This window comes from Arthrobacter glacialis (assembly GCF_002909415.1).
Lineage (GTDB): Bacteria > Actinomycetota > Actinomycetes > Actinomycetales > Micrococcaceae > Specibacter > Specibacter glacialis.
This window is the reverse complement of sequence record NZ_PPXB01000002.1, coordinates 295,777-312,622: the sequence shown is the minus strand read 5'-3', so window position 1 is coordinate 312,622 and position 16,846 is coordinate 295,777. Positions and strand designations below refer to the sequence as shown.

The window sequence follows — 16,846 nt, the reverse complement described above, 5'->3', positions numbered from 1 at the left end:
TGGACTCCTAGCGGTTCCGGGCGTCCTTTGCGGCACGCCCGTCAGGCATTCCGCCGGGGACGGGAATGCTCGCCAGTACCTCGGCTATGACGGTGGCGGCAGTGACGCCCTGACTGGCAGCCCTTCGCTCAACGATCAATCTGTGGGCCAGCACGTGGTGGGCAAGATGGTGAATGTCGTCCGGGAGCACAAAGCCGCGCCCGGCAAGGGCGGAGGCAGCCTTGGCAGCGCGCAAAAGCTGCAGCAGCGCTCGCGGGCTGGCACCCAGACGCAGATCCGGATGTGCCCGGGTGGCCTGCCCAATATTCACTGTGTACGCCTTCACGGCGGCCGAGACGTGAACTTCCGTGACCAGTTCGATCATCGCGGCCACCTGCTGGGCCGAGGCCACGGGCTGCACCGAATCCAAGGGGTTGACCGACTGGTGGGTTTCCAGCATGGCCAGCTCCGCGCCAGTATCTGGATAGCCCATGGAGATGCGGGCCATGAAACGGTCCCGTTGCGCCTCGGGCAGAGGGTAGGTGCCTTCCATTTCGATGGGATTCTGGGTGGCAATCACCATGAAGGGCTCTTCCAGGGTGTAGCTGGTGCCGTCGACGCTGACCTGGTGCTCCGCCATGGATTCCAGCAGCGCCGACTGTGTTTTGGCCGAGGCCCTGTTAATCTCGTCCCCAATCACCAGATTGGCAAAAATGGCGCCGGGACGGAACTCAAAAGCCTGGGTGGACTGGTTGAAAATGGAGACGCCTGTGATGTCGCTGGGAAGCAGGTCAGGGGTGAACTGAATCCTGTTCACCGAGCAGTCAACGGTGCGGGCCAGCGCCTTGGCCAGCAGGGTTTTGCCCACCCCGGGCACGTCCTCCAGAAGCAGGTGCCCGCCGGCCAGCATGACTGTCAACGCCAGCTTCACGGCTTCTTCCTTGCCGTCAATAACCGTGTTCATGACTGCCATGATGCTCTGGCTCAGCTGGGCAAAGTGCTCGCTGTCCACGGAACGTGGCGCGCGGAACGGTGAAGCCGGCGGCTGACTCACTGGTGCCGGTGCCGGCGAGGCCGCCGTGAAAGTCTCCTGTGCGTTCATGCTCCGCCTCTCAAACTTTCATCCAGATGCACTCAGCATCCGCCTAGTGTGACCAACGCTACTATCCCGCACGCATTTTCGCCCTACCGGCCGCCAAATTCCCTCACGGTAAAGTAAGGGAATATGTGCACTGACGACATTCCCCGCCCTTACCGACCCGCATCGCTCGCCTCCCAGGGCGGCACGCACAGGGGCGATTTCGCGCCGGCGCCCGTGATGCTTGAGGTGCCCATCTATGACAACCACACTCACTTTGACTTTGGTGATTCACCCGTTGAACTGACTGCCGCCCTCGACGCCGCGCAGGCGGTGGGCATTGCAGGGGCCGTACAGGTTGGCTGCGACCTGGAGTCCTCGCGCTTCACGGTGGAGGCGGTCGACGCCGATCCCCGCCTGTTGGGTGCCGTGGCCATCCATCCCAATGATGCCCCCGAGTTGGCCCAGCAGGGTTCCTTGGATGATGCGTTGGTGCAGATTGATGCCATGGCCGCGCACCCCCGGATCCGGGCCATCGGGGAGACCGGTCTGGACTACTTCCGCACCGGGGAGGAAGGCGTGGCGGCACAGCACCACTCCTTCCGGGAACACCTTGACATGGCCAAGCGCCGCGACCTTGCCCTGCAAATCCATTGCCGTGACGCCCACGTGGACGTGCTGAACATTTTGGCGCAGGTGGGCTCGCCCTCACGTCTGGTTTTTCATTGCTTTTCCGGGGACGCGGAACTGGCAAGAATCTGCAACGAGAACGGCTGGTACATGTCCTTTTCGGGCACGGTGACGTTTAAAAATGCAAAAAATCTTCGCGAAGCCCTGGTGGTTGCCGATCCGGCGCTGATCCTGGCCGAGACGGATGCGCCATTTTTGACGCCGCACCCCTTCCGAGGGCGGCCCAATGCCAGCTACATGCTGCCCTACACGGTGCAAAGCATGGGACAAATTCTGGGCCGTGAGGTCAACGAACTCAGCCTGGCGATACGTCAAAATACAGAGGCTGTCTACGGTTCGTGGGCTGATTAAGCGTATTTGAGCCTGTCGAGTTCATCACTTTTCCGTTATCAACTCTTGTCCACTTGATCACGATTAGGTTACGCTGGGGAACTATTAGCCGTGGTCGGGGAAGGCCAACGGATCAAATGCTGCCGGATTCACGCCTTGTTCGTGGTTCGGGGCGAACGTTCGCAAGAACAATTTTTACAGTGCAGTCCGTGGTGGTTTGCGGACTAAATCTGTTCATGATTGCTTCCTTACTTCTCCGTGCCCGGGTGCTCTAGCAGTTACGGGAACAAGTGAATTTTCTCTACAAAACCGATGGCAAACTGAGCTTTTTGAAGCTTGCCGGCCAAGCCGCCGTCCTGGTGGCTCTGGTAGCCGGACTACTCACCTTCACCGGTACCAGCAAGTCCGTCACTTTGGTCATGGATGGCCAGAGTAGTTCAGTTCAAGCCTTCGGCGGGTCCGTGGCAGATGTGCTCAAGGGTGCAAATGTGAGCGTGACCGGAGAAGACCACGTCAGCCCCGCGCTGGACACTGCTGTTGCTGACGGTGACGTTGTCACCGTCAACACAGCCAAAGACATTACCGTGAGCCTGGACGGTGCAGAAAAAACTGTCACCACCACCTCCACCAAGATCAGCGGCTTGATCAGCCAATTGGGCATCGCCGCCAATGCGCGCCTGTCAGTTCCGGCGGACACCCTGCTGGCAAATTCCAGTGACATCAGCATCATCACCCCCAAGCAGGTCACCCTGGTGGCTGACGGCAAGAAGACCGTCAAAACCACTACGGCCCAGGATGTTTCGGCAGTTCTCGCCGAAGCCGGCCTGAATTTGGCTCCCACGGACCAGGTATCCGTCCCGGGCGTGGCCACGGTGGTGGAAAACATGGTGGTCAAGGTTACCCGGGTGAATACCAACGGCACCGACACGGCCACCGAAGCCGTCGCCTTTGAGTCTGAGCAAAAAGTGGACGCCGAACTTTTCAAGGATGAGAAGAAAACCACCCGCGAAGGTGTCGCCGGCTCGTTGGAAAAAACGTTCAGGACTGTCACCATTGACGGCGCCGTGGTCAGCCGCACCGAGACCGGGTCCAAGGTTGTGGTGGCCCCTGTTGCCGCGCAAATCTCCGTAGGCAGCAAGGAACGCCCCGCTCCGAAGGCGGAAGCCGCAGCCACCCCCGCCGCTGGCGCCAACACCGGCGCCAGTGCCCCGGCCATGTCCAATGAGGCCATGTGGGACGCCATCGCCCAGTGTGAGTCAACAGGCAACTGGGCCATCAACTCCGGCAACGGCTACTACGGCGGCCTGCAGTTCGACATTGGCACCTGGATTGGGGCCGGTGGCGGAGCCTACGCCCCCAACGCCAGCCTGGCCACCAAGGCCCAGCAGATTGACATAGCTAACAAGGTGTACGCAACGCGCGGCTTGCAGCCGTGGGGCTGCGCGCACGCCGCGGGCTAGCACCAAAAAAGTAAATACAGTCCTAATCACACACTCCCTTGCCGGTTTTCATGCCAGCAGGGGAGTGAGTGCGTTAATAGCGGCTACGATTATTTAGTGACCGCACCCGAGCCCAGCCCCGCACCCCAGCCACTGCTGGGTGCCACCGAGATCCGTCGACTTGCGGAGGAGATTGGTGTGCGTCCCACTAAAACACTGGGACAGAACTTTGTTATTGACGGCAACACCATTCGCAGAATTGTGGCTGCAGCCAAGGTGGACCCCACCGAGACGGTCCTTGAGGTTGGTCCCGGCCTGGGCTCGCTGACCCTGGGTCTGCTGGACGCCGCCGCCCGCGTGGTGGCTGTTGAAATTGATCCGGTCCTGGCGGCGAAGCTGCCCTCCACGGTGGCCGCGTTCCGCCCCGCATTGGCGGGAAACCTCGACGTCGTCCTCTCCGACGCTATGCGCGTCACCGAACTGCCAGCCGAACCCACCGCGTTGGTGGCGAATCTGCCGTACAACGTGGCAGTTCCTGTGGTGTTGCACCTGCTGGAACACTTCCCGTCGCTCAAGCATGGGCTGGTCATGGTCCAGGATGAAGTGGCTGACCGCATGGTGGCCGGGCCCGGCTCCAAGACGTACGGCGTGCCGTCGGTCAAGGGCGCCTGGTATTCACAGATGCGCAAGGCCGGCGTCATTGGCATGAACGTTTTTTGGCCGGCACCGAAGATCTCCTCGGGCTTGGTGGAGTTCACCCGCCGCGAACCACCGAAGACCCACGCCAGCCGTGAAGAAGTTTTCGCCGTCATTGATGCAGCATTTGCCCAGCGCCGCAAGACCCTGCGCGCAGCGCTTGCCGGGTGGGCCGGCGGGGCGGCACAGGCCGAAACGTACCTGCGCCAGGCCGGGGTGGATCCCAGCGCCCGCGGCGAAGTCATTGATGTGGTTGCCTATGCACGCATCGCCGAAGCCAAGATTTCCGCCACGGTCTAACCATGGATCCCTTCAACAAGGCTGCCGGCACGTCCAGGGACACCGGCGCGGCACGTGGGCCGGACACCTCGGCCACGGCTGATGTTTTTGCCAACGACCCCTTGTGGGCTGCCCGTCCGCGCCACGTAAAAGTGCGTGCGCCGGGGAAAATCAATGCCTTCTTTCAGGTGGGCCCGCTCCGGCCGGACGGGTACCACTCCGTAGCCAGCACGTATCTGGCGGTTTCACGCTATGAAGAAGTGCTGGTCATGGTCAAGCCCGGCACGGACGCCACGGACATCACCGTGAGCATCGGTGCGGGAAGCACGTTGGATCCTGTTGACCTGGCCAATATTCCGCTGGACAAAGGCAACCTCGCCGTCCAAGCAGCGCTGCTGGTGGCTGACATCAGCGCCAACCCCAGCGGCATCCACATCGAAATCACCAAACATGTCCCCATCGCCGGCGGCATGGGCGGCGGCTCGGCGGATGCTGCAGCCACCCTGGTGGCCTGCGATGCACTCTGGCACACCGGTCTCTCCCGCGAGGAACTCTCACAACTGGGCTCAGAACTGGGCGCCGACGTGCCGTTCGCACTCTTGGGAGGTGCCGCCGTCGGGCTTGGCATCGGGGACAAGCTCACGGCAGCCCTGGCACCCACGCCCCTGCACTGGGTTCTGGTGCCGGCAGGTTTTGGGCTGTCCACGCCCGTTGTTTACGGCACCCTCGATGCTCTGCGGGAGGCGTCCGGGCGAGAGGTGCGCGAGCCGGAGCAGGTAGAGGCCGGCGTTTTGGCTGCCCTGCGGGCGGGGGATCCGCACGCGCTGGCACCGTTCCTGCGCAACGATCTGGGGGCTGCGGCGGAAAGTTTGGCACCGGCCCTGAGCGAGGTGCTGGCCCTGGGGGACGAGCTGGGTGCGCTGGCGTCCTTGGTTTCCGGCTCCGGCCCCACGCTGGCGTTCCTGGCCTCAGATGCCGACGATGCCAGCGACCTCGCCGCAGCGTTGGCCGAGCACGGCCACCAGGCGTGGGCTGTGGAAGGCCCCGTGCACGGCGCCGCAATCATCCCCTAAATTTATTTGTCCTCTTAATAATTTGTTGTAAGGAAAGTGGTACCACGTGGCTCATTTGCTTGGCGGGGAAAATCTTAGCGTTGCCTTCGCCACCCGAACCGTCCTCGACGGTGTCAGTGTCGGCCTGGAAGAAGGGGACCGCATTGGCATTGTGGGCCGCAACGGCGACGGCAAGTCCACGCTGATGCGCCTGCTGGCCGGGCGGCAGAGTCCGGATTCCGGCCGCGTCACTGTGCGCGGCGGCGTCCAGGTCAGTTACCTGGACCAGACTGACGTGCTCGACGGCGAGGACACTGTGGGCTTCGCGATTGTGGGGGAGGCCGCCGATCACGAGTGGGCCTCCAACCCCAAGATCCGCGAGATCATGGGCGCACTGGTGGGCGAGGTCGACTGGCACGCCAACATTCACTCGCTCTCCGGCGGGCAGAAGCGCCGCGTGGCCCTGGCCAAGCTGCTCATTGGCGATGACGACGTCATCATGCTCGATGAGCCCACCAACCACCTTGACGTTGAGGGCGTGGCCTGGCTGGCCAAGCACCTCAAGCAGCGCTGGCGTGCCAACGAGGGCGCTTTCGTGGTGGTCACCCACGATCGCTGGTTCCTGGATGAAGTGTGTACCCGCACCTGGGAAGTCCATGACGGCATCATTGACCCGTTCGACGGCGGTTACGCCGCCTATGTACTGGCCCGCGCCGAGCGTGACCGGTCTGCGTCCGTGATGGAGTCCAAGCGCGTGCAGCTGGTCAAGAAGGAGCTGGCCTGGTTGCGCCGCGGCGCCCCTGCCCGGACGGCCAAGCCGAAGTTCCGCATTGAGGCCGCCAACGAATTGATCGCCGATGTGCCAGAACCCCGCGACACCGTGGCCCTGTCCAAAATGGCCACCGCGCGCTTGGGCAAGGACGTCATTGACCTAGAAAACGTGTCCCTGAGCTACGGCGAGAAGGAACTGTTCAACAACATCACCCTGCGCCTGGCTCCGGGGGAGCGGCTTGGCCTGGTCGGCGTCAATGGTGCCGGCAAGACCACCTTGCTGCAGCTGCTCAACGGTGAGGTCCCGCCGTCGTCCGGCAAGGTCAAGCGCGGAAGCACTGTCAAGACGGCCGTGCTGACCCAGGAAGTCAAGGAGCTCGACGACGTCCTGAACATGCGCGTCATTGAGGTCATCGAGCGCGAAAAGCGTTCATTCGAGGTGGGCGGCAAGGACATGACGGCCGGGCAGCTCGTGGAGCAGCTCGGGTTCACCAAGGACAAGCAGTGGACCATGGTGAAGGACCTCTCCGGTGGTGAGCGCAGGCGCTTGCAGCTGTTGCGCCTGCTGGTGGGGGAGCCGAACGTGCTCATGCTCGATGAGCCCACCAACGACCTCGACACCGACACCTTGGCGGCCGTGGAAGATGTGCTTGATGGTTGGCCCGGCACCCTGGTTGTGGTCTCGCACGATAGGTACCTGCTGGAGCGCGTCACCGACCACCAGATGGCTCTCCTGGGCGACGGCAAGCTGCGCGGCCTTCCCGGCGGCGTGGATCAGTACCTGGAACTGCGCGAGAACGCCGGACTGGCACCCTCCTCCGGCAGTCCGAGTGCCGCCCCTGCGCCGTCGGGCCCCACTGAAGGTGAAAAGCGTGATGCCCGCAAGGTGCTGAACCGTTTGGAGCGCCAGCTGGGCAAGAACTCAGCCGCGGAGGCCAAGCTGCACGAGAAGATGGCCGCCCATGTGGGCGAGTACGACGTCCTGGCTGACCTTCAAGCCAAGCTGGCCAAGCTTGCCACTGAGCGCGAAGGCCTTGAACTGGAGTGGCTGGACGCCTCGGCCGTCCTGGAGTAACCCGCTTCTGCCGAACCCTGAACGTATGCGCTGAACCCGTGGCGAGTTTTGCGCATGAGTACCTATGCGTGGAACTCGCCACGGGTTTCACGCATAATTTCAGAGCCCTGAACTTATGCGTGAAACTCGTGGTCAGTTTTCCGCATAATTTCATGGTTGCGGCCTTTGCTTCCTCCACAGCGGCACGTGGGGGCTCTTTTGTCCCCAATTACGACGCCGAGGCTGCCGCCATCGCGGCATTCGGCCCACCCTTGATGCATGGGCGAGAACAGGGATGAAAAAAGTCAGGCGCTGGTGCAAGCCATTGATCGCCGAGGCGGCGTTGCCCGCCGCAAGGACCTTGTGGCTCTCGGGTTCACCACCTGGGACTTTCACCAGGGCGAGGCGCAGGGATTGCTCAGAGCCGTTGCGAGGGGACACTACGCATTGCCCCACGCCAACCCGGCGGACATCTGGCTGGCCAACCACCAAGCCAGACGGACGTGCTTGAGCAAAGTTGCGGATCTGGGACTGTGGTTGTTGGTGGAACCGCGGCAAACCCATGTTGCCGCGGCGCACGGGCGCCCTGTTGCCGGGTGCTTGGTGCACCGGGTCAGTGGCGGGCAATCGATGGTTAATATCCTGCGCCAGTGCGTGCAATGCGGCACCCAGCTTGAAGCCCTCGTGGTTCTTGAATCCGCGGTGGTCAAGAAAAAGTGCACCATTGGGCGGTTGCGCAGGGAATTCAATGGTCGTGAGGACACAGCCGGCCGCGCCATTGTGGCCATGATTGATCCGCAGTCCATGTCCATCACCGAAACCTGCGGGCGCTACCATCTGCGCCAGGCCGGGTACAACGTGCAAGGGCAGGCGTTTATCAAAGATGCCGGGCATCTGGACCTGTTGGTTGAGGGTGTTCTGGGCATTGAGACGGATGGGGAAAAGTATCACAACACACCGGAGGGCTGGGCCGAGGATCTTAGGCGCGACACCATGTACGTGCTCAACGGGATCTGGCGGCTGCGGATACCGGCAGCCGTTGTGCTGTACCACCCCGAACTCATGCTCCGTTGGGTGGAACAAGCCTTGGCGATGATCCGTTCCAAGTGACATCCCGCCTGCGTCAGCACGGAAAGTGCTGTGACCTTTGACACCTGCCGCCACGAATTTGCCCGCCACGGTGGCTCTCAACTCGCGAAATATGCCACCGGCGTGGCACACTATATTCTCGTGAGCTTCTAGCGAGAGCATGTAGCGCACGGTCCGCCCTGGTGTAATGGCAGCACCCCAGCCTTTGGAGCTGTGGAGTATAGGTTCGAATCCTATGGGCGGAACCACTTTTGTACGCGATCTGGCACAACGCCCGAGCAGGTACCATGGAATAGTTTCCCATTGCGTACGTTTTAAGACGGACTCTGGTCCGGGCAGGAGTGCCACTTAGTGAGCCCCCAAGAAATCCCCACCGATATTCCGGCAGCTGTCATCGTTTTGGCTGCCGGCGCTGGCACCAGAATGAAGTCGCGCACACCCAAGATCCTCCATCCCCTGGGCGGAATTTCCATGGTGGGCCATGCCTTGGCAGCAGCCAAGGGCCTGAACCCGGCCAAGCTTGCCGTGGTGGTTCGCCACGAGCGCGATCTGGTGGCCGGTCACGTTGCGGGGCTGGATGCGGCTGCACAGATCGTGGACCAGGATGAGATCCCCGGCACCGGCCGCGCAGTGCAGCAGGCCCTGGATGCCCTGGACGCTGGCGCCGAAGTCAGCGGCACCGTGGTGGTCACCTATGGCGATGTTCCCCTCCTGACCACCGAGCTGCTGGCCGAGCTTGTCGCCACGCACTCAGCCGACAACAACGCCGTGACGGTTTTGACGGCAGTTCTCGACGACGCAGCCGGTTACGGCCGGATCCTGCGCGACGAGGCAGACGGCACCGTGCTGGGCATTCGCGAGCACAAGGACGCCACGGACGCGGAACGTGAAATCCGCGAGATCAACTCAGGCATTTACGCTTTCAACGCCGCAGTCCTGCGCAAGGCGCTCAAGAACGTCACCACGGACAACAACCAGGGTGAGATGTACCTGACGGATGTTTTGGCGTTGGCCAGGGCCGACGGCGGTCGGGTTGCCGCCGTCTCCACAACTGACCGCTGGCAGGTGGAAGGCGCCAACGACCGCGTGCAACTCTCCGCGCTGGGCGCAGAGCACAACCGCCGCATCGTTGAGGCCTGGATGCGCGCTGGCGTCAGCATCATCGACCCCGCCTCCACATGGATCGACTCCACTGTGCAGCTCGATGAAGACGTCACCATCCTGCCCGGCACCCAACTGCACGGAAAAACTACAGTGGCGCGCGACGCCGTCGTAGGTCCCGATTCCACGCTGACCGACGTCCAGATCGCGGCAGGGGCGGAAGTGACCCGCACGCACGGCTCCGGTGCCATCATCGGAGAGGGTGCCCACGTGGGCCCGTACACCTACCTGCGTCCGGGCACAGTGTTGGGCGCCGACGGCAAGATTGGTGCGTTCTATGAAACCAAGAACGTCACGATCGGCCGCGGTTCCAAGCTCAGCCACCTGGGCTATGCCGGTGACGCGGAGATCGGCGAGGACACCAACATTGGCTGCGGCAACATCACGGCCAACTTCGACGGCGTGAACAAGCACCGCACCGTCATTGGTTCGGGCGTGCGCACGGGCTCCAACACGGTGTTCGTGGCCCCGGTAACTGTGGGCGACGGTGCCTTCACGGGCGCCGGCGCCATTGTGCGCAAGGACGTTCCGGCGGGTGCCTTGAGCATGACCGTGGCACCCCAGCGCAATGCCGAGGGCTGGACTCTGGCCAACAGGCCCGGCAGCATCCCCGCGCAAGCGGCGCAAAATGCCAGCAACTAAGACTTCTCAACTACCCCACCATTGCGAGAAAGCGAACCCATGAGCGAACTTAGCCACAACGTCGACAAGAAACTGGTCCTGGCGTCGGGCCGCGCCCACCCCGAGCTGGCTGAAGAAGTGGCGCGCTGCCTGGGCACGGAACTGCTGCCGATGTCTGCCTACGACTTCGCCAACGGGGAAATCTACGTCCGGTCCGGCGAGAGCGTGCGCGGCAAGGAAGTGTTCATCATCCAGGCCCACCCGGCCCCGTTGAACAACTGGCTCATGGAGCAGCTCATCATGGTTGACTCCATGAAGCGTGCCTCGGCCCGTGGCATCACCGTGGTGGCGCCGTTCTACCCGTACTCACGCCAGGACAAGAAGGGCCGCGGCCGCGAGCCGATCTCGGCGCGCCTGGTTGCCGACCTGTACAAGACCGCCGGCGCGGACCGCATCATGAGCGTTGATCTTCACACGGCGCAGATTCAGGGCTTCTTCGACGGCCCCGTTGATCACCTCTTCGCGATTCCGTTGCTGGCTGATCACATTCGCACCATCGTGGGGGACGACGACGTCACTGTTGTCTCGCCCGACACCGGCCGCGTGCGTGTGGCTGAGCAGTGGGCCGAGCGCTTGGGTGGGGCGCCGCTGGCCTTCGTGCACAAGTCACGCGACTTGACGGTGCCTAACCAGGCCGTTTCCAAGACTGTTGTGGGGCAGGTTGAGGGACGCACCTGCGTTTTGATCGATGACATGATCGACACCGGTGGAACCATCGCCGGCGCAGTCCGCGTTTTGAAGGATGCCGGCGCCAAGGATGTCATCATCGCCGCAACGCACGCCATCTTCTCCGACCCGGCCGCCGAACGCCTGGCCAACTGTGGTGCACGCGAAGTGGTTGTCACCAACACGCTGCCCATCCCGGAAGAGAAGCGCTTCCCCACGCTGACAGTGCTCTCCATTGCACCGTTGCTGGCCCGCGCCATCAAGGAAGTCTTCGAGGACGGCTCAGTAACGAGCCTGTTCGACGGCAACGCATAGCATTTAGCGCTAACAACAGACGGCCGCTTCCCTTCGGAGGCGGCCGTTTGCGTATGCGCTGCGCTGGCGCCCGAGGAGGCGCATGATTTGCCGGGTTGATTCATCCACAACCGCTGCTGGATTGGCTCTTGTCCACATTGACGACGCCGGGGCTACCGCGGCTCCCGCTGTTTGGGAACCATGGGTGACATGACACATGAAGATGACCTCAAGAGCAGCACAGTGGTGGCCGAACTTGTTCGGCGGGGCAAAGTCGCACGGCGCAAGGACCTGCTGGTCAGTGGCTGCACGGATTGGGGCGTCAGCGTGGCCGAGCGCAATGGATTGATCAGAAGGATTGGCCGCGGCTATGTGGCACTGCCAGATGCAGACCCACTGGATGTTCGGCTGGCGCAGCACCAGGCGAGACGAACCTGCTTCAGCAAAGCTGAACAACTGGGGTTGTGGATCATCACGGCGCCGGAAGCACCACATGTGGCAGCGGCCCATGGACGTCCAGTTCCGGGATGTGTGGTCCACAGGGTCAGGGGCCCGCAGTCGCTGATGGACATTTTGCGGCAATGCGTCCAGTGCGGCACGGAAGCGGAAGCGCTGGTTGTGCTGGAATCTGCTGTGGTCCTCAAGAAATGCACCATTCCCCAACTGCGGGCTGCTTTTACGGGGCGGACAGGGGCCAAGGGGCGGACCATCATCGAGATGCTTGATCCGCAGTCCATGTCCATAGTGGAAACCTTGGCCAGGTACTACTTGCGCCAACAGGGATACAACGTGCAGAGCCAGTTCCATGTCAAGGGTGTGGGGCATCTGGACCTGCTGATAGAAGGACTCCTTGGCCTGGAAACCGACGGGGAGCGCTACCACAACACGCCTTCGGGGTGGGCCGACGATTTGATGCGGAACAACCTGCTGGTCATCGAGGGGCGGAAGTGTTTGCGGGTGAGCGCCCAAATGGTGCTCCATCGGCCCGATATTCTGTGCGACTGGGTACGCCAGGCACTTGCAACCATCAGCTCAGAAGCAAAGTGACCCCTGAGCCTGCATTCAGCTTGGCGTATGCGCAGTGTTGGAGTCTGCCGCGGCGCAGCTGTCACACGGGCGCAGCGCTGGCCGCCACCATGGCGCATAGCCCAAGGGCACTTTGCACATGCGCAGCGTTGGCCGCCACTATGGCGCATAGCCCAAAACGCTTTGCACATGCGCAGCGCTGGCCGCCACCATGGCGCATAGCCCAAAACGCTTTGCACATGCGCAGCGCTGGCCGCCACCATGGCGCATAGCCCAAGGGCACTTTGGGTATGCGCCACGCGGGAGCCTTCCGTGGCGCATGGCCGAAGTCCGTTGGTGCCACAGGGTGCTGGCAAGCCGGCGTCGTTCTGCTAAGATGGATCAGTAAACCTTGGCGAGGGACGCTTGCGAAAGCGAGAGTCCGTGATCGACTGGGTCTTCTACGCTCCTTGCATTCGTGTGGTGGATTGTGTTGACCTGTTTAGTCCACGCCCACCCCCAATGAATGAAGGAGCTTTTTTCATGACTGAATTGAACCTGATCGGCGAAGCCCGCAACGAATTCGGCAAGGGCGCGGCTCGCCGCATCCGCCGTGCCAAGCAGATCCCCGCAGTAATCTACGGCCACGGTGTTGCTCCCTTGCACATCGTTCTCCCGGAGCGCGAAACTGTTCGCGCCATCCGCGGCGCCAACGCCCTGCTGACCGTCACGGTTGATGGCGTAGAGCACCTCGCCCTGGTGAAGGATGTTCAGAAGGATCCCGTACTGCAGATCGTTGAGCACATCGACCTGTTGACCGTCCAGAAGGGCGAGAAGGTTGACGTTGACGTTCCCGTCGTCATCGTTGGCGAGCCTGCTCCCTCCGTTATCGTCAACCAGGAAACAATGACCATCAGCCTCTCCGCTGATGCAACCCACGTTCCCGTCAAGATCGAGGTTGACATTGCCGGCCGCACCGCCGGTGCGCACATCCACGCTTCCGACCTGGTCCTGCCGGCCAACTCGGTTCTGGTTACCGAAGGCACAGCGCTGATCGTTCACTTCGCTGAGCCCGCCGTTGCCACTGAAGCTGAAGCAGCTGCAGAGTAATAATCACTTATGAGTGAAACTTGGCTTGTAGTCGGGCTCGGGAATCCCGGGCCCGGCTACAGCCGTAACAGGCACAATATTGGTTACATGGTGGTTGAGGAATTGGCCTCCCGCATGGACGCCACTTTCAAGACCCACAAAGCCAAGGCGCTGGTGGCCACGGGCAGGCTGTCCATGGGTGGGCACAAGTTGATTCTGGCCAAGCCAGCAACTTTCATGAACCTCAGCGGAGGTCCGACGGCGCAACTCGCCAAGTTCTACAACCTCGCCCCCGACCATGTGATTGCCATCCATGACGAGATTGACATCCCCTTTGACACTGTCAAGGTGAAACTTGGTGGCGGCGAGGGCGGCCACAACGGCCTGCGCGACATCTCCAAAACCCTTGGCACCAAGGACTACTACCGTGTCCGTGCCGGCGTGGGGCGTCCGCCCGGACGCGCTGACGCCGCCAGCCACGTGCTGCGGGATTTCTCCACGGCGGAGAACAAGACTCTTCCCTTCCTGATCGATAACGCGGCCGACGCCGTCGAGCTATTGGCTGGCAGCGGACTGCTGGCTGCACAGGACAAATTCAGCTAAAACGCGCAAGCGAATTTAGCGTTAGCTGCACTTCTTGGAATCGCCACGGCAAAGCGATCGGCAATCTTGGCCAAGCACGTGTGAAACGCTGTTAGAATCTCCCTAATTGCGACTGAGGTACCTCTTGGATACCAGTCAGGTCTCTCGTGGTGTAAGGGAACAGGTTATGGCAAGCGTCTGGGGTGAGTGGTCTACCGCCAGGGGCGATCCGACCGAACACCGGTCTGGTCGCCGTGACATGGGCGCGGCAGAACGGCGTCGTTGGTCATCCTTCATCCGGCAAGACCTGGTTGAGCTTGCCGTTGAACGGCTAGAAGACCCCCAAACCCACGGCCTGGTGGTGATCGGCCACCGTGGCGTCGGAAAAACCACCCTGGCACGGTCCGTCGAGGCCCGCATCACCGCCACCACCCATTGTGTGAAGCTGTTTTGTCTTGACACGGAAACGGCCATTCCCTACGGCATTTGGGGTGTTCAGCTGGCCCGGCTGGACAGCGTGCACATGAAAACACCCAATTCCATCATCCACGGGATTGCCGACCTGGTGCACGCTGACGCCGCAGGTCGCCGCGTGGTTGTGGTTCTGGATCATCTGCAAACCATTGATACCTCCAGCATGGGCGTTTTGATGCACTTGATCTTCAGCGGAGCTGCCAAAGTGATGGTCCTGGCCCGGGCCACCAATGAGTTGCCCGAAGACTTGATGTGGCTGCTCAAGGACAACCTGCTTTCGGAGCTGGCGCTGGAGGAGTTCACCAAAGGTGAGGTTCAGGAACTCATTTCCAAGGCCTTGGGTGGTTCCATTGCGACAGCCACTGTTGCTACCTTGCACGAATCCAGTGGCGGAAATCCGCTGGTCCTGCACACACTGGTCCACGAAGAGCTCAATCGCGGAAACCTGGTGCAACACCATGACACCTGGGTGCTCAACAGTGAACGCTCCACCGAACCCATAAGCTTGCTCGCGGAGCTGGTCCAGGGCCGCCTCGAGCGCGAATCGGCCGAGCTTCGTCACGGCGTCGAAATGATGTCACTTGTTCAACGGATTCCCCTGTCCATGGCGCTGGAGGTTCTGGGTGCCGACACTTTGAATCTGATGGAAGAGCGCAAGTATCTGGCTATCAGTGGGAAGGCTGGGCGCTACACCTCGCTTGCAGAACCCTTCATCGGTGAGACTGTTCGCGCCTTGCTGGACCAACAAGCAAAGGCCCGGCTGTACAGGGAACTGACGGACGTTGTTTCGATGGATTCACAGGACTTCTCACGGCAGGAACTTTTAGTCTTCGCCACGTGGGCGCACGACGCCGGAATCCCCCTGAAGCCGGAGGTGGCCCTGTCCGCAGCAAGGACTGCCTTGGTGTACTCGGAGCCCATGCTTGCCTTGAAATTCGCCGATGCTGTGGAAGACGGCACGCCCCATGCAATCTATGCCGCCCTTGAGCGCAGTGCTGCCTACTCGCTCCTTGCCAACTACCCCAGAGCGTTGCACGAAATTAGTGAAACCAAGGACCTGGCGGAAATGTGCTTGAACATTGCAGACCATTCCGCGTGGCTGGGTGAACTCTGCAGTGCGCTGCAGTGGGTTGAGGGGGGATTGGCACAAATACCGGAGCTGCTGAGTGCCGAATCCGCCAAATTGCTGGATCCTGGCCATGAACTCGCGCATGTAGAGCAAGCCAGAAGAAACCTTAGCCTGGCCATGTGCGAGTATCAGGTGCACTGCGGGCAGTTTCGCGAAGCGGCACCGGCATTGGAAGCCGGTTACCGGGAAATGGTGGATATCGACTACAGCCTGTTCTGCGGGAGTCTGTTGGTGCTGGTGTGGGCAGCCACTGGCAGGGAACTAGACGCGGTTGATTTGGCGCAGGAGATTTCTCCGCAATTCAAGAAAGCATCCCGGTTTATTCGGCAGCCGGAGCTCCACATTCACGGATTGGTACTAGCCCTGATTTGGTCCGGACAATGCCTGGAGGGAGTTGAGATGCTGACGCAGATGTTCGTGGGCATGGGGCGCCGCTCCGAGTATCATGGCGGCATCATCGAATTGGGTCTTGGTATTGCCCACGTTTGCGCCGGCAATGCGTTGGAGGCCGCAGAAATCCTGCGGGTGGCCGTGGCGCAGCTGGAATTACGGGATACGTACCACTGCACCCAAGTGGCGTATTCTGCACTGGCCTACGCCTTGGCCCAGGTTGAAGATGACACTGAAGCAACAAAGTACCTTGCCCTCGCTGGAAACTTGGCGCCCACTACGACGTGGGTCAACGTGGCCCTGACCAGGTTCTTTACCTTGATGGCCCAGCGGTGGCTGGGAGACCCGGATGCAACGGAGCGGTTGGCCGCTTCTGCGCAGGAAGACGCTGCTGCCGGCAGGTATACACTCGCCTACCTGAGCCTATTTGGCGCCTCCACCAGTGCCCGCGAGAAGGACCTTGAGCTTCTGGAATCAACTGCAGCCATGGCGCAGGGGCCCATGGCCGAGCTGTCCGAGCTGGTGGCGCAAGCATTTCTGGACAAGGATGCGGAAAAGGCACTGCTGGCTGCGGAAGTGGCGCAAAGCATGGAACTGACCGCCGTGGAACTGCGCTGCGCGCTCTTGGCTCTGGATCTTGCCCGTGCGGCCGGATACACGCGGCAGGCCAAGGAAGCCGAAACGAGAATAAACCGCTTGACCCCGAGTTCACCAGTTCTCCCACTGGTGCCGATCATGGAGGGTGCCAAGCTGACCCAGCGTGAATCTCAGGTCGCCAAGCTTGCCCGGCGCGGAATGGCCAACCGGGCCATTGCCGAAAGTATGGGAGTGTCCATTCGGACGGTTGAGGGGCACCTCTACCAAATATTTTCCAAGCTTGGCCTCAGCTCCCGCAATGAGTTGTTTTAGGTGGTGACC

13 protein-coding genes and 1 tRNA gene are annotated in these 16,846 nt (G+C 61.7%); 13 read left to right on the top strand and 1 reads right to left on the bottom strand.

The window, feature by feature from the left end; genetic code table 11:
- Positions 1-7 precede the first annotated feature (7 nt).
- The gene (locus CVS28_RS03315; protein WP_103464272.1) at positions 8-1,081 is read right to left on the bottom strand and encodes an AAA family ATPase; all 1,074 of its coding nucleotides are present in this window, start codon (positions 1,079-1,081) and stop codon (positions 8-10) included.
- Between the two features lie 123 nt (positions 1,082-1,204).
- On the opposite strand from CVS28_RS03315, the gene CVS28_RS03310 reads away from it, so the two are divergent.
- The 13 genes from CVS28_RS03310 to CVS28_RS03250 all read left to right on the top strand — a co-directional run bounded on the left by CVS28_RS03310 (position 1,205) and on the right by CVS28_RS03250 (position 16,837).
- Positions 1,205-2,098, top strand: coding sequence for a TatD family hydrolase (locus CVS28_RS03310; RefSeq protein WP_103464273.1), 894 nt, complete (start codon positions 1,205-1,207; stop codon positions 2,096-2,098).
- A gap of 308 nt (positions 2,099-2,406) precedes the next feature.
- Positions 2,407-3,537, top strand: coding sequence for a resuscitation-promoting factor (locus CVS28_RS03305; protein ID WP_243399665.1), 1,131 nt, complete (start codon positions 2,407-2,409; stop codon positions 3,535-3,537).
- A gap of 96 nt (positions 3,538-3,633) precedes the next feature.
- Positions 3,634-4,512: a 16S rRNA (adenine(1518)-N(6)/adenine(1519)-N(6))-dimethyltransferase RsmA gene (gene rsmA / locus CVS28_RS03300; RefSeq protein WP_103480622.1), complete on the top strand. Its 879-nt coding sequence runs from the start codon at positions 3,634-3,636 to the stop codon at positions 4,510-4,512.
- 2 nt (positions 4,513-4,514) lie between these two features.
- Entirely contained in the window at positions 4,515-5,564 is a 1,050-nt protein-coding gene (locus CVS28_RS03295) for a 4-(cytidine 5'-diphospho)-2-C-methyl-D-erythritol kinase (protein ID WP_103480621.1), read from the top strand.
- 46 nt (positions 5,565-5,610) lie between these two features.
- Positions 5,611-7,389 carry an ABC-F family ATP-binding cassette domain-containing protein gene (locus CVS28_RS03290; protein ID WP_103464277.1) on the top strand — a complete coding sequence of 593 codons (1,779 nt, stop codon included), beginning with the start codon at positions 5,611-5,613 and terminating at the stop codon, positions 7,387-7,389.
- A 258-nt stretch (positions 7,390-7,647) separates the two neighbouring features.
- Entirely contained in the window at positions 7,648-8,478 is an 831-nt protein-coding gene (locus CVS28_RS03285; protein WP_103480620.1) for a type IV toxin-antitoxin system AbiEi family antitoxin domain-containing protein, read from the top strand.
- Between the two features lie 152 nt (positions 8,479-8,630).
- A tRNA-Gln gene (locus CVS28_RS03280) sits at positions 8,631-8,705 on the top strand.
- A gap of 103 nt (positions 8,706-8,808) precedes the next feature.
- On the top strand, positions 8,809-10,260 hold the full coding sequence (gene glmU, locus CVS28_RS03275; protein ID WP_103480619.1) for a bifunctional UDP-N-acetylglucosamine diphosphorylase/glucosamine-1-phosphate N-acetyltransferase GlmU: 1,452 nt from the start codon (positions 8,809-8,811) through the stop codon (positions 10,258-10,260).
- Positions 10,261-10,299: 39 nt separating this feature from the next.
- Positions 10,300-11,280 carry a ribose-phosphate diphosphokinase gene (locus tag CVS28_RS03270; protein ID WP_103464280.1) on the top strand — a complete coding sequence of 327 codons (981 nt, stop codon included), beginning with the start codon at positions 10,300-10,302 and terminating at the stop codon, positions 11,278-11,280.
- A gap of 189 nt (positions 11,281-11,469) precedes the next feature.
- Complete coding sequence (locus tag CVS28_RS03265; protein ID WP_133159036.1) at positions 11,470-12,306, top strand: hypothetical protein; 837 nt, start codon at positions 11,470-11,472, stop codon at positions 12,304-12,306.
- Between the two features lie 501 nt (positions 12,307-12,807).
- A complete protein-coding gene (locus tag CVS28_RS03260) occupies positions 12,808-13,374 on the top strand; it encodes a 50S ribosomal protein L25/general stress protein Ctc (protein ID WP_103464282.1) in 567 nt (188 codons plus the stop codon).
- Between the two features lie 9 nt (positions 13,375-13,383).
- The gene (pth, locus tag CVS28_RS03255; protein ID WP_103480617.1) at positions 13,384-13,956 is read left to right on the top strand and encodes an aminoacyl-tRNA hydrolase; all 573 of its coding nucleotides are present in this window, start codon (positions 13,384-13,386) and stop codon (positions 13,954-13,956) included.
- Between the two features lie 166 nt (positions 13,957-14,122).
- Positions 14,123-16,837, top strand: a complete 2,715-nt coding sequence (locus tag CVS28_RS03250) for a helix-turn-helix transcriptional regulator (protein WP_103480616.1) — start codon at positions 14,123-14,125, stop codon at positions 16,835-16,837.
- Positions 16,838-16,846 lie beyond the last annotated feature (9 nt).